Consider the following 12,249-nt stretch of genomic DNA (forward strand, 5'->3'; position numbering starts at 1 on the left):
CGTATCGTCCTTCCAGCCCGATCTCGGGCAAGAGGACACCTCATGAAGTTTACGCATCTCATCGCCGCCGGGCTCGCCTTCGCCACGCTCGGCCTCGGCGTGGCCGCGCCCGCCGAAGCCCAGCGCGATCGGGGCCATAGTCAGCAGTATCGCGACAACGATCATCGCGGTGATCAGCGTGCCGATCGTCGCGACTATCGCCGCAACGACCATCGTGGTCGCCACGACGGGCGTCGCTTCCGCGGCCGCGACAATGACCGCCGCAACTGGAACAACAATCGCCGCTGCCGCACCGAATGGCGCAACCATCGTCGCGTCCAGATCTGTCGTTGACGAAAGCCGGGTGGCGGCGCGATGTCGCCACCCGTTACCGGGACACCCTACCGTGAAAGGATTTCGATCATGAAGCGTTCTCTCGGCCTCGCGACGATGATCGCCGCGACCTGCCTGTCCGCCGCCGCACCCGCCGTCGCGCAGACCAGTGCCGACAACGCCCGTTTCGCCGCCGCCCAGGCGCGCCTCGACAGCGAGTTGCAGATCTTCCGCGAGGAATTCGATCGCTACCAGTCGCTGCGCGGCAATCGTGGCGGCAGCTATGTTCCGCCGGCGCCGCAGGGCGGCTATCGCCAGGCACCCGACCGGTACGAAGGCGGCTACCCCGACGAACGCGACGAGGGCAATTACGACCCGGCCCGCGACTATCGCGTTGGCCCGAATTATCAGGAGCGCACCCTGTCCGCCAACGACCGCGTCTATGCGGGGCAGGACGGCCGCTATTACTGCAAGCGCAACGACGGCACGACCGGGCTGATCATCGGCGCGGCAGGTGGCGGCATCCTCGGCAACGTGATCGACGGCGGCCGCTCGCGGATCGTCGGTTCGCTGCTGGGCGCCGCCGCAGGTGGCCTCGCCGGCCGCGCGGTCGAGCAGAACAACAGCCAGATCCGCTGCCGCTGATCGGGTGCGGCGACCGGGCGTCCAACACGCCCGCCGCCGTTCGCGCCCCCTCCCCCGAAACCCCGTCATCCTGACGAAAGTCAGGATCCAGAGCCACAAGCGATACCGCATCCGGCTCTGGATCCTGGATCAAGTCCAGGATGACGGGCTGCTACTTCGCCGGCCCCATCAGCTTCTGCGCGAAATAGGTCATCTGCAGCGCCTGCATCCGTGCCCCCTGCTCGATGTCCGCGTCGCCCGAATGCCCGCCCGCGGTATCCTCGTAGAACAGATACGGCAGGCCATATTCCTTCAGCCGCGCGGCGAACTTGCGCGCATGCTGTGGCCCGACCCGGTCGTCCTTGGTCGTCGTCCAGATATAGGGCTCGGGATAGGCCCCGCCGCGCTTGATGTTCTGATAGGGCGAGATCGTCTCGAGAAACGCCTTCTCCGCGGGGATCTTCACCGACCCATATTCATCGACCCATGACGCGCCCGCGGCGATCTGTTCGTAGCGGATCATGTCGAGCAGCGGCACCTGGATCGTCACCGCCTTCCACAGATCGGGATGCTGGTTGAACTCGACCCCCATCAGCAGCCCGCCATTCGACCCGCCATAGATGCCGAGCGTCGCCGGGCTGGTCAGCTTGCGCGCGATCAGGTCCTGCCCGACCGCGGCGAAATCGTCATAGATGATCTGCCGCTTGGTCTTGCGTCCTGCATCATGCCATTTCGGCCCGAATTCGCCGCCGCCGCGGATATTGGCGAGCACGAAGCTGCCCCCGCGCTCGAGCCACAGCTTGCCCATCACCCCCGAATAATAGGGCGTCATCGACGATTCGAACCCGCCATAGGCGGTCATGATCGTCGGCGTCGTCCCGTCGAGCGGCACGTCCTTCCGGTGGACGATGAAATAGGGGATCTTCGTCCCGTCGGTCGAGACCGCCTCGAACTGCTCGACGACGTCGCGCGACGCATCGAACTTCGCCGGCAGCGCCTTGATCTGCTTGGGCACGCCGCCAGGCCCCGCATCGAGCGTCCACAAGGTCGTCGGCGCGAGGAACCCCGTCACCTGCACGAACGTCGCATTGCTGCGATCGGTCGTGCTCGCGACGTCGACCGAGGCATTGTCGGGCAGCGCGACCGCCCGCGACGTCCAGCCCGCCTTGCCGTGCGTGAACACCATCGCCCGCCCGCGGACATTGTCATAGACGCTGGCGACCACGTGATCGCGCGTCACCGACACGCCGTCGACCGACTGGCGATCGGTCGGTGCGAAGACCAAAGTCGGCGTGAACTTGCCCTTGCGCACCTCGGCGAGCGGCGCCGAGGCGATCGCGCCGGCGGGGATCTGCCCCCACGCCTCGCTGGTCGAGAAGATCACCTGACCGTCGACCATCCCCGACGGGAAGACGCGGTCGGGAACGTCGAGCTTCACCAGCCCGGCCGGCGTGACGACATGCTTCTCGCCACCGAAAAAGGTCGGGCGCCGCTGGATCATCGTCACGCGGTTGCCCTGCCCGTCGGTCATCACGCTGGCATAGGTGCCAAGCTGGTCCGACGCCTCGCCGCGGAAGATCTCGCGCGCAGCACTCAGCGGCTGGCCGCGCTTCACCTCCTTGACCACGAACGGATAGCCCGATGCGGTCATCGACCCCGCGCCCCAGTCGCGCGCGACCAGCAGCGTGTCCTTGTCGACCCAGCTCGCGCCCTGCTTCGACGTCGACAGCGCAAAGCCGTTCGCGACGAACTGCCCGGTCTGCAGATCGAATTCGCGATACGACACCGCATCCTCGCCGCCCTCGGACAGCGAGACGAGGCACAGCCGCTCGTCGGGCTGAAGGCAGGTCGCCCCCTTCCACACCCATTTCTTGCCCTCGGCCTTGCTCAGCGCGTCGAGGTCGAGCGCGGTCGTCCAGACCGGATCGGCCTGCGCGTAGCCTGCCTCGCTCGTCCAGCGCCAGATCCCCTGCGGATGATCGGCATCGCGCCAGAAATTGTAGATCCGGCCGAAGCGCTGGTCGGGCATCGGGATCCGGTCCTTCGCCGCCGCGATCGCCAGCGCCTCGGCATAGAAGCTCTTGTAGCGCGGATCGTTCTGCAACCGGGGAAGCGTCTTGGCATTCTCCGCCTCGACCCAGGCGAGCGGCTTGGCGCCATCCTTGTCCTCGAGCCAGATATAGGGATCGGCGGCGGTGTCCGCGGCCGGGGTCGGGGTTGGGGTTGGGGTCGGGGCAGGCTTTGTGTTCGTCATCGGTGCGACTTGGGCGAGCGCACCGCCCGCCGCAAGGCCGGCGCCGCCCGTCAATATCGTTGCCGCAAGCGCAGCCGTAAGAACCCGCATCGTCCATTTCCCCGAATAGCTTGGCGTCATTCATGACGGTGTCTATCGCGGTCCGCAATGCAGTCCGACCAGACAACGGCCCTGGATGGCCTTCCCAAGCCCCGCCGCTTCCTCGCGATCGCCGCCATCTCGGCGGGTACCGCGCTGACCATCATCGACGGCGGCGTCGCCAATGTCGCGCTGCCGACGATCGCACGCGATCTCGGCGTCGACAGCAGTGCGGTGGTGACCGTCGTCACCGTCTATCAGCTGATCCTGGCGATGGCGCTGCTCCCCTTTTCGGGGCTCGGCGACCGGATCGGGCTGAAGCGCATGTATCAATATGGCCAGCTCGTCTTCACCGTCGCGACCCTGCTCTGCTTCTTTGCCAAGAGCCTGCCCTTCCTGCTCGTCGTCCGCGCCGCACAGGCGCTCGGCGCGGCGGCCGCGCTCAGCGTCTCGTCCGCGCTGATCCGCTCGATCTATCCCGCCAAGCAGCTCGGCCGCGGGCTCGGGATCAATTCGGTGGTGGTGTCGAGTTCGGCCGCGCTCGCGCCGACGCTAGGCGGGCTGGTCCTCGCGGTCGCGCCCTGGCCCTGGGTCTTCGCCAGCGCGGTGCCGTTCGCGATCCTCAGCCTGATCCTCGGGCGCGCCCTGCCCGATCCAAGCCCGCGGAGCGAACCGTTCGACGTGCTCGGCGCGGTCATGTGCGCGGCGATGATCGGGCTCGTCATCGGCGGGTCGGAGACCGCGGTGCACGGCGACAGCCCGGTCGTCTCGGCGGCGATCGTGCTGACCGGGGTGGCGATCGGCTGGGTCTTCGTGCGGCGCGAGCGCGGCGAGACCAAGCCGATCTTGCCGATCGACCTGCTCGCCCGCCCCGTCCTCGCGCTGTCCGCGATCGGCGCCTACACCGCGTTCATCGCGCAGATGACGCTGCTGTTGTCGACGCCGTTCCGGCTGACCCAGGCTTACGGCTTTTCCGCGGCCGAGGTCGGTGCGGCGATCGCGCCATGGCCGCTCGCGAACATGGTCGTGGCGCCGCTGTCGGGATGGCTGTCCGATCGCTATCCCGCCGGGCTGCTCGGCGGCATCGGCATGGCCGTCTCGATCGCCGCGCTCTTGCTGCTCGCGTTCATGCCCGCCGATCCGAGCTATTTCGCCATCGCCTGGCGGATGGCGCTCTGCGGCTCGGGGTTCGGGATGTTCATGGCGCCGAACGCGCGCCTGATCATCGGCTCGGCTCCCCGCGAGCGCGCCGCCGCTGCCGGGGGGCTGATCTCGACGGTCCGGCTGGTCGGCCAGACGACCGGCGCGACCGTCGTCGCCGCGCTGCTCGCCATCGGGGTCGGCGCGGGCACGACGCCGCCGCTGGTCGCCGCCGGCATGGCGCTGGTCGCGGGCCTGTGCAGCGTGTCGCGCCTGCGCCCCTCGATCCGCAACCCGCCGATCGACGAGACGCGCGACGTCCAGCCCGCCGCGCAGGCGCGCTAGCCGCCGGTTCGCTCAGAACGCCGCGATCGGCCTCGCCTCGCCCAGCATCGCCTGCCGGACCAGCGGGATCGGTGGCCCGCCATAGCGCAGCAGCCGGTCGTGGAACGCCTTCCACGCACGCCGCCCGCCCCGGCCCGCGGTCCAGTCCTCGCGCAGCCGGCGGATCATCAGCTTGCCCATCGTGTAGTTGAGATAGGCCGGATCATAGGTCCCGCGCAGCGCCTGTTGCCGCGCATTGCCCTCGTCCTGGTAACATTGATCGACGAACAGCGTGAACGCCTCCGCCTGGGTCATGCCGCGCGCATGCATCCCGATCGCGGCGAGGAACCGGCAGTCGCGCAGCAAAGCGTTCGACAGCTGGCCGATATGGATGTCCGCGCGGCCGCCGCCCAGCCCCGCCTCCCACATCATCTCCTCGGCATAATGCGCCCAGCCCTCGGCATAGCCATAGCCGACGAACACCCGCCCGATCAGCGACGGCACGCGATTGGCGTGGAGGAAATGGACGAAATGCCCGGGCATCGCCTCGTGGATCGAGGTGAAGAGCAGGTCCGCCTTGCCCGGCACGAACGCGTCCCGCACCGCCTGCGTCCAGCGCGGATCGGGCGGCGAGATGTAATAGACCGACGGCACGCCGCGATCGAACGGGCCCGGCGGATCGATATAGGCGAGATTCTGCCGGCTATAGGGCGGGCTCTCCTCGACCAGCGCCTGTTCGCTGCCGGCGAGCGTCAGCAGGTCGCGCCGGACGATGAACGCGCGCAGCATCGGGATCTGGCGGCGCGCCTCGGCGACCGGTCCGTCGACCGGCTTGTCCGCATTCACCTGCGCCAGACAGTCGCGGACCGTCAGGCCGAACGCGAACCGGGCACAGGCCGCGGCGAGCGCACGTTGGTTGCGCGCCAGGTCGGCCCGCCCCGCCGCCTCGAGCGTCGCGATCGGCGTGTCGACCCCTTCGGTCTCGCGCAGCATCTTCGCGAACAGCGCGGGCCCCAGCGCGAACGACCGTGTCGCGCCCGGCCGCTGCGTCTCGACCCAGAGCGCCAGGTCGCGCATCGCCTCCGACGCGGTCATCGCCGCATCGGCGAGCTCGCGCTGCAGCCCCTCGTCCGCGACCCCGGCGAACGCCTTGACCGAATCGTCCATGTAATAGGACGCAAAGCCGCGGAACGCGTTGGCGGCATAGTCGATATGGCTGATCGGCATTGGCGTCGCGAGGTTCGCGCGGATCTGCAGCGTCGCCGCCGGGATCCGGCGCAGCAGCGCGATCAGCGCGCGCATCCGCCGGACCGGGTCGGCATAGGCACGCACGACATAGACATTGGGATCGAGCCCGCCCGCGACATACCAGGCCGGGTTGCGATGCGGCGCGTCCGCCGCCTCGAGCCAGAACAGCTTGTCGCGCGCGACCATCACTAGATAGTCGCGCTCGAACCGCTGGTCGGGGCTGAGCGCCGCCGCCTCGAACCGCCCCGCCGCCGCGATCGACCGGTGCAGGAACGCCGCCTGCCGACCCAGCCCTTGCGCGCTCCAGTCGGGCAGCCCGCCATCATGCTCATGCCGCCCCTGATAGACCGCAAAGGCCGGGTCGAGCGCGAACCACGTGGCGACGAACCGGTCGCGGAACGCGGTCCACGCATCGGGCGCGATCGCAGCGACGGGGGCGGTGACGGGCGTGGCGGCGACGCGGTCCCGCGTCTGCGGATCGTCGGGCGTACAGCTGCCCAGCGCCAGCAGCAGCGCCGCCGTCCTCGCCGGGAACCTCGTCCGCATCAATCTCCCCCCTCACGCCGTAGCGTGCCCGCAATGCTGCCAGCGGAATCGCGCGGACGCCAGAGTTGGAACGGCCAATAGCCCGGACCGTTGACGTGAGGACTTTGGCGACAACCCCGGAGATTGACATGCCCTTCATTAAAACCCGCGACGGTACAGACATTTACGTCAAGGACTGGGGCAGCGGGCGGCCCGTGATCCTCACCCATGGCTGGCCATTAAATGCCGACAGCTGGGATGCGCAGGCGATGGCGCTGGCCGAAGCGGGCTTCCGCGCGATCGCCTATGACCGCCGCGGCTTCGGCCGGTCGGGCCAGCCCTGGTCGGGCTATGACTATGACACGCTGACCGACGATCTCGCCGACGTCATGGCCGCGACCGGCGCGACCGAGGACGCGACGCTGGTCGGCTTCTCGATGGGCGGCGGCGAGGTCGCGCGCTACATGAGCCGCCACGACGGCAAGGGCGTGATCGCCGCCGGGCTGATCGCCTCGGTCGTGCCCTATATGCTCAAGACCGACGACAATCCCCACGGCGTGCCCGAGGCAACACTCGCCGGCATCGGCAACGGGATCCAAGAGGATCGCCCCGCCTTCTTCCGCACCTTCCTGCAGCAGTTCCTGGGCGTCGGGTTCATCACCTCGCCGGTCAGCGACGAGATGGTCGACTGGGTCTGGGGTCTGGCGATGCAGGCGGGGCTGCGCCCGACGCTCGCCTGCGCCGAGTCGTTCGGCCATACCGACTTCCGTACCGACCTCGCCGCCTTCCGCGTGCCGACGCTGATCGTCCACGGCACCGCCGACAAGACCGTCCCGATCGACGCCACCGGCCGCGCCGCGGCCAAGGGCATCGCGGGTTCGCAGCTGGTCGAATATGACGGCGCCCCGCACGGGCTGACGCTCACCGAGAGCGACCGCTTCACGCAGGATCTGCTGCGCTTCCTCGGCCGGTAACCCCGCCTATCAATCCTCCCCCGCAAGGGGGAGGATCGTAAGTCAGTTCCCCAGCGGCACGATCACCTCGTCCGGGTGCGCGACGTTCAGCTCCTTGCGGACCATCTCGTCGACCATGTCCGGATTGGCATGGTCCGGGTTGAGCAGCGCCACCCGGTTCTTGAGCACCTCGCGCTTGCGGTCGAGCACGGCATAGTCGCGCTCCCGCTTCGCCAGCTGCCGCTTGTAATCACCGTACGCGAACATCCCGTTCGGCCCGAGCACGGCATAGGCGCCGAAGAACGCCATCAGCGTCAGCCCCAGCGCAGGCCAGGCGGCCTTGCGCATCGTCCGCCGCAACTTGGTGCTCTTCGTCGTGCTGGTCGTGCGCGCCATGGGGTCCTCCGGGTCTTAGCCTATCAGCCGCCGATCAGGATGTCGCGACCCGCATAGCGCGCCGCGTCGCCCAGCTCTTCCTCGATCCGGATCAGCTGGTTGTACTTGGCGAGCCGGTCCGACCGCGCAAGGCTGCCCGTCTTGATCTGCCCGCAATTGGTCGCGACCGCGAGGTCGGCGATCGTCGAATCCTCGGTCTCGCCCGAGCGATGCGACATCACCGCGGTGTACTTGGCGCGCTGTGCCATCGACACGGCTTCCAGCGTCTCGGTCAGCGTGCCGATCTGGTTGACCTTCACCAGCAGCGAATTGGCATAGCCGCCCTCGATCCCGCGCTTCAGCCGCTTCGGGTTGGTCACGAACAGATCGTCGCCGACCAGCTGGACCTTGTCGCCGATCAGGTCGGTGAGCGTCTTCCAGCCCTCCCAGTCGTCCTCGCCCATGCCGTCCTCGATCGAGAAGATCGGATAGCGGCGCGTCAGGTCGGCCAGATACTCGGCCATCTCGGCGCTCTCGAGGATCTTCCCCTCGCCCGAAATGTCGTACTTGCCGTTCTTGTAGAACTCGGTCGCGGCGCAATCGAGCGCGAGCATCACGTCCTCGCCGGGCTTGTAGCCGGCCTTCTCGATGCTCGACATGATGAAGTCGAGCGCCTCGGTCGTGCTGCCGATGTTCGGCGCGAAACCGCCCTCGTCGCCGACGCTGGTCGACAGGCCCTTCGCGCTCAGGCCCTTCTTCAGCGTGTGGAAGATCTCCGAGCCGCAGCGCACCGCCTCGAGGATGTTCGATGCGCCGACCGGCACGATCATGAATTCCTGGAAATCGATCGGGTTGTCGGCATGCTCGCCGCCATTGATGATGTTCATCATCGGCACCGGCAACAGATGCGCCTGGACGCCGCCGACATAGCGGTACAGCGGCAGGCCGCGCGCTTCGGCGGCCGCCTTGGCCGCGGCCAGGCTGACGCCCAGGATCGCGTTCGCGCCCAGCCGCGCCTTGTTCTCGGTGCCGTCGAGCTCGATCATCGCGCGGTCGAGGTCCGACTGGTCCTCCGCGTCCATGCCCAGCACCGTGTCGGTGATCTCGTCATTGACCGCATCGACCGCGCTGTCGACGCCCTTGCCGCCCCAGCGCGTGGCGTCGCCGTCACGCTTCTCGACCGCCTCGTGCGCACCGGTCGAGGCGCCCGACGGCACCGCGGCGCGGCCGAAGCTGCCATCCTCGAGCAGGACGTCGACCTCGATCGTCGGATTGCCCCGGCTATCGAGGATCTGGCGGGCGTGAATGTCGATGATTGCGGTCACGTAACGATGCTCCTACAAATCCCCAAGCTGGTCGATCGCCCGGGACGTTCGCGCTGCCTCTACCGCCTCGCGTCATATCGGGCAATCAGGCCGACTAGGGGAACCGTGCCTGCGCACCGGTGTTGAGGGCGTAGCATTTCGAAAGGGACGACCATGGCCGATACCGACGCACAGCCGATGACCACAGGCGATGTCGCCGCCGCCGGCACTGCCACCACCGCAGAGCCGCTGAAGGGCGGCGTCATGCGGCTCGACGACGCCGCTGACACCACCGGCACCAAGGCGACCGAGGCCAAGCAGGTGATCAAGGACAATGCCAGCAAATATGGCCAGCAGGCCGCCGACAAGGCGCGCCTGTTCGCCGAGGACGGCAAGGCCCGCGCCGGCACCGCGCTCGAGCAGGTCGCACAGCTGCTGACCGACGCCGCCGCGCAGGTCGACGACAAGCTCGGCGCACAATATGGCGGCTATGCCCGCAGCGCCGCGGACAGCGTCTCGGGCTTCGCCGAGCAGGTCCGTAGCAAGGACATCGACGCACTGGTCGACGACGTCACCGCGCTCGTCCGCAAGTCGCCCGCCGTTGCGGTCGGTGCGGCCGCGGCCCTCGGCTTCGTCGTGGCACGACTGGTCCAGTCGGGCATCGATGCAAATCCGAAGGACTGAGGTCTTGGCGGATCCCATCCCCTTTGCGCTCGATGGTGACGAAAGCCTGACCGCGGTCGTCGGCCGTCTGGCCGGCGAGACGCGCGCGCTCGCGACCGCGGAAATCGCAGTGTACAAGGCAAAGTTCGGCGAGACGGCAACGGCGTACAAATCGGCGGCGATGTTCTTCGCCATTGCCGGGGTGTTGGCGCTGGCCGCGTTGATCGCACTTCTGGTCGGTGCGATCTTGACGCTGGCGACGCTGGTGGGGCCAGGATGGGCGACGGCCATCGTCGTCCTTGTCGTGCTGGCGATTGCCGGCGCGCTCGCGATGGTCGGCAAGTCGAAGCTTAAGCCCGAAAGCGAGCCCGCCACATGACATCCGCCAAAGTCGCCGCCGCAGAGATCGAAGCGGCCCTCGCCCGCCAGCGCGTCATGATGACGATCGGGCAGTTGCAGGACCGCCTCAATCCGCGTCGGCTGGCGCTCAACGCCAGCCGCGACGTCGCCGATGTCGGCACCGCCGCGCTCAATGCCAGTGTCGAGACGGTACGCCGCAATCCCGGTCCCGCCGCGGGCGCTGCGGCTGTGGCGGGACTGTTTCTCGCCCGTCACCGTATCGTCGGACTGTTTCGCCGCGGGCGCTGATCGCGCCCCAACCATATTGTCCCGGCCGCGTCCCGATGGCGCCGCCGGAAATCAGAAAGACCGTCCCATGACCGACGCCCACACCAAGATCGAAAACGCCGAACATCGTCTGCGCGAGGGTCTCGACACCGTCCGCGACACCGCCGCCAAGGTCTATCACGACGCCGGCGACAAGGCCGCCGAGGCGCTCGACGCGTCGAAGGAGACCGCACGTCGTACCGTCAACAGCCTCGAATCCAACCCGCTCGGCATTCTCGTCGGCGGCCTGGTCGTCGGTGCGCTCGCCGGTGTGCTGATCCCGCGCTCGGCGCGTGAGAAGTCGCTGCTCGCGCCGCTCGGCAAGCGTCTCGGCGAGACCGCGATCGCCGCCACCGCCGCCGCCAAGGCGGCCGGCCAGTCGGAGCTCGGCGAGCTCGGCCTTACCAAGGACAATGCCCGTGGCCAGGCCAAGGGTCTCGTCGAGGGGATCGTCAAGGCGCTGACCACCGCGGGTACCGCAGGTGCGAAGGCCGTTTCGCAAAAGACCCCCGGCTAAAGGACCGGTCCGCAAAGGGTTCAAAGCGCGGGTCGAACACGCTAGGGCGTCTGCAACCCCCATTCCAAGGACAGCAGCGCATGAGCAAGCTTCATCTCGTATTCGGCGGCCGCGTCAGCGACCCGCGCACCCTGGATTTCAACGACCTCAGCAAGATCGAATTCGTCGGCGTGTTCCCCGACTATGCCAGCGCCGAAAAGGCCTGGCGTGCTGCGGCGCAGCGCACGGTCGACGATGCCGAGATGAAGTTCGTCGTCGTGCATCTCCACCGCATGCTCGAACCGAACCTGACGACGAACCCGACGGCGTAACACGCCGCGCGGCGACGAGGCGGCCCGGACCGCGGTCGGCACCCGGTGCCCGACCGCCCACCGCCTCTACTCGCTATAGCTGGCAAAAGACGGTCACCCACCTCCCGTCATCCCGACGAAAATCGGGACCCAGAGCCGCAGACGCCATCCGGCGTCACCTGCCTACCGGCTCATCCCCACCCCCGTCATCCTGACGAAAGTCAGGATCCAGAGCCACAGGCGACACGTTCCGTAAATCTGGGTCCTGACGTTCGTCAGGATGACGGAAGAATTTTGGACCGCTAAACCAGCATCCGGCCCCTCAGGCCGTCCGGTACCGCCACAGCAACAACGGCCGCGCGAGCACCAGCCCCGCCAGAAACCCGCCGATATGCGCGCCGACCGCGATCGAGCCATTGGCCCCGACCGAAGCGCCGAACCCCGCGACCCCCATCATCAGCTGAATGCCGATCCACGCCGCGGCCAGCCATAGCACGTGCACGACCCCCGCCGGCACCGGCCCGATCGCGCGCGCGCGTCGCTCGCCATAGAGCAGCGCATAGGCACCCACGACCGCCGAGATCGCGCCGCTGGCGCCGACCATCGGCGCGATCGATCGCGGATCGAGCACCCATTGCCCGGCCGCCGCGAAATACGCGCCGACGATGTAGAGGACGACGATCTGCGCGGTACCGATCGCCCGCTCGACGAACTGGCCGCAATAGACCAGCATGACGAGGTTGAGCGCGAGATGCGCCCAGCCGCCATGGAGCAGCGCCGCGGTCAGCGGCGTCGCCCAGGCGGGGATCGCAAAGTCGTGACCGCCCGCCATGCCCAGCTCAGTCAGCCGGAGCGGGATGAAGCCCGCATTCACCACCCAATAGGGCAGCGCGCCGGTTACCAGCAAAAGCCCCGAGATCACGACCGTCACGATCGTGATGATCGCCGTCGCCCGCGTCTCGAAAAATGTCATGAT

At 68.1% G+C, this 12,249-nt stretch carries 14 protein-coding genes; 9 read left to right on the forward strand and 5 right to left on the reverse strand.

The window, feature by feature from the left end:
- Positions 1–42: 42 nt before the first annotated feature.
- Positions 43–333 carry a hypothetical protein gene (locus SOM18_RS08780; RefSeq protein ID WP_031440852.1) on the forward strand — a complete coding sequence of 97 codons (291 nt, stop codon included), beginning with the start codon at positions 43–45 and terminating at the stop codon, positions 331–333.
- A 69-nt stretch (positions 334–402) separates the two neighbouring features.
- On the forward strand, positions 403–957 hold the full coding sequence (locus tag SOM18_RS08785; RefSeq protein ID WP_031440853.1) for a glycine zipper 2TM domain-containing protein: 555 nt from the start codon (positions 403–405) through the stop codon (positions 955–957).
- A 151-nt stretch (positions 958–1,108) separates the two neighbouring features.
- Here SOM18_RS08785 and SOM18_RS08790 read toward each other — a convergent pair whose 3' ends face one another.
- A complete protein-coding gene (locus SOM18_RS08790) occupies positions 1,109–3,190 on the reverse strand; it encodes a prolyl oligopeptidase family serine peptidase (RefSeq protein WP_320481739.1) in 2,082 nt (693 codons plus the stop codon).
- Positions 3,191–3,337: 147 nt separating this feature from the next.
- Here SOM18_RS08790 and SOM18_RS08795 point away from each other — a divergent pair, with 147 nt between their 5' ends.
- Entirely contained in the window at positions 3,338–4,753 is a 1,416-nt protein-coding gene (locus SOM18_RS08795; protein ID WP_320481564.1) for an MFS transporter, read from the forward strand.
- A 12-nt stretch (positions 4,754–4,765) separates the two neighbouring features.
- Here the strand turns inward: SOM18_RS08795 and SOM18_RS08800 are convergent, their stop codons facing one another.
- Positions 4,766–6,526 (reverse strand): DUF885 domain-containing protein, encoded by a 1,761-nt coding sequence (locus SOM18_RS08800; protein ID WP_031440191.1) that lies wholly within the window; start codon positions 6,524–6,526, stop codon positions 4,766–4,768.
- A 128-nt stretch (positions 6,527–6,654) separates the two neighbouring features.
- Between SOM18_RS08800 and SOM18_RS08805 the strand changes: the two genes are divergently transcribed.
- Positions 6,655–7,479, forward strand: a complete 825-nt coding sequence (locus SOM18_RS08805; RefSeq protein ID WP_031440190.1) for an alpha/beta fold hydrolase — start codon at positions 6,655–6,657, stop codon at positions 7,477–7,479.
- Positions 7,480–7,521: 42 nt separating this feature from the next.
- Here SOM18_RS08805 and SOM18_RS08810 read toward each other — a convergent pair whose 3' ends face one another.
- Both SOM18_RS08810 and eno read right to left on the reverse strand, forming a co-directional pair.
- A complete protein-coding gene (locus SOM18_RS08810) occupies positions 7,522–7,854 on the reverse strand; it encodes an FtsB family cell division protein (RefSeq protein WP_042466854.1) in 333 nt (110 codons plus the stop codon).
- Between the two features lie 23 nt (positions 7,855–7,877).
- Positions 7,878–9,158 carry a phosphopyruvate hydratase gene (eno, locus tag SOM18_RS08815; protein ID WP_031393148.1) on the reverse strand — a complete coding sequence of 427 codons (1,281 nt, stop codon included), beginning with the start codon at positions 9,156–9,158 and terminating at the stop codon, positions 7,878–7,880.
- A gap of 153 nt (positions 9,159–9,311) precedes the next feature.
- Here eno and SOM18_RS08820 point away from each other — a divergent pair, with 153 nt between their 5' ends.
- From SOM18_RS08820 to SOM18_RS08840, 5 genes are all read left to right on the forward strand, one after another.
- Positions 9,312–9,821 carry a hypothetical protein gene (locus SOM18_RS08820; protein WP_031440189.1) on the forward strand — a complete coding sequence of 170 codons (510 nt, stop codon included), beginning with the start codon at positions 9,312–9,314 and terminating at the stop codon, positions 9,819–9,821.
- A gap of 4 nt (positions 9,822–9,825) precedes the next feature.
- A complete protein-coding gene (locus SOM18_RS08825) occupies positions 9,826–10,179 on the forward strand; it encodes a phage holin family protein (protein ID WP_235188327.1) in 354 nt (117 codons plus the stop codon).
- Entirely contained in the window at positions 10,176–10,448 is a 273-nt protein-coding gene (locus SOM18_RS08830; RefSeq protein ID WP_052149343.1) for a hypothetical protein, read from the forward strand. Before SOM18_RS08825 ends, SOM18_RS08830 begins: the two co-directional genes overlap by 4 nt.
- Positions 10,449–10,515: 67 nt before the next feature.
- Positions 10,516–10,983: a hypothetical protein gene (locus SOM18_RS08835; protein ID WP_042466851.1), complete on the forward strand. Its 468-nt coding sequence runs from the start codon at positions 10,516–10,518 to the stop codon at positions 10,981–10,983.
- An 80-nt stretch (positions 10,984–11,063) separates the two neighbouring features.
- Positions 11,064–11,294 carry a DUF4170 domain-containing protein gene (locus SOM18_RS08840; RefSeq protein WP_031440187.1) on the forward strand — a complete coding sequence of 77 codons (231 nt, stop codon included), beginning with the start codon at positions 11,064–11,066 and terminating at the stop codon, positions 11,292–11,294.
- A 301-nt stretch (positions 11,295–11,595) separates the two neighbouring features.
- Here the strand turns inward: SOM18_RS08840 and SOM18_RS08845 are convergent, their stop codons facing one another.
- On the reverse strand, positions 11,596–12,246 hold the full coding sequence (locus SOM18_RS08845) for a rhomboid family intramembrane serine protease (RefSeq protein WP_031440186.1): 651 nt from the start codon (positions 12,244–12,246) through the stop codon (positions 11,596–11,598).
- Positions 12,247–12,249: the final 3 nt, after the last annotated feature.

The sequence above is a fragment of the Sphingomonas sp. CFBP9019 genome (assembly GCF_034045155.1).
Classification (GTDB): domain Bacteria; phylum Pseudomonadota; class Alphaproteobacteria; order Sphingomonadales; family Sphingomonadaceae; genus Sphingomonas; species Sphingomonas aerolata.

Coding starts and splice junctions, on each gene's coding strand:
- SOM18_RS08805 (WP_031440190.1), top strand. CDS start 6,655: ATGCCCTTCATTAAAACCCGCGACGGTACAGACATTTACGTCAAGGAC.
- SOM18_RS08840 (WP_031440187.1), top strand. CDS start 11,064: ATGAGCAAGCTTCATCTCGTATTCGGCGGCCGCGTCAGCGACCCGCGC.
- SOM18_RS08800 (WP_031440191.1), bottom strand. CDS start 6,526: ATGCGGACGAGGTTCCCGGCGAGGACGGCGGCGCTGCTGCTGGCGCTG.
- SOM18_RS08820 (WP_031440189.1), top strand. CDS start 9,312: ATGGCCGATACCGACGCACAGCCGATGACCACAGGCGATGTCGCCGCC.
- SOM18_RS08780 (WP_031440852.1), top strand. CDS start 43: ATGAAGTTTACGCATCTCATCGCCGCCGGGCTCGCCTTCGCCACGCTC.
- SOM18_RS08845 (WP_031440186.1), bottom strand. CDS start 12,246: ATGACATTTTTCGAGACGCGGGCGACGGCGATCATCACGATCGTGACG.
- SOM18_RS08830 (WP_052149343.1), top strand. CDS start 10,176: ATGACATCCGCCAAAGTCGCCGCCGCAGAGATCGAAGCGGCCCTCGCC.
- SOM18_RS08790 (WP_320481739.1), bottom strand. CDS start 3,190: ATGACGAACACAAAGCCTGCCCCGACCCCAACCCCAACCCCGACCCCG.
- SOM18_RS08795 (WP_320481564.1), top strand. CDS start 3,338: ATGCAGTCCGACCAGACAACGGCCCTGGATGGCCTTCCCAAGCCCCGC.
- SOM18_RS08835 (WP_042466851.1), top strand. CDS start 10,516: ATGACCGACGCCCACACCAAGATCGAAAACGCCGAACATCGTCTGCGC.
- SOM18_RS08810 (WP_042466854.1), bottom strand. CDS start 7,854: ATGGCGCGCACGACCAGCACGACGAAGAGCACCAAGTTGCGGCGGACG.
- SOM18_RS08785 (WP_031440853.1), top strand. CDS start 403: ATGAAGCGTTCTCTCGGCCTCGCGACGATGATCGCCGCGACCTGCCTG.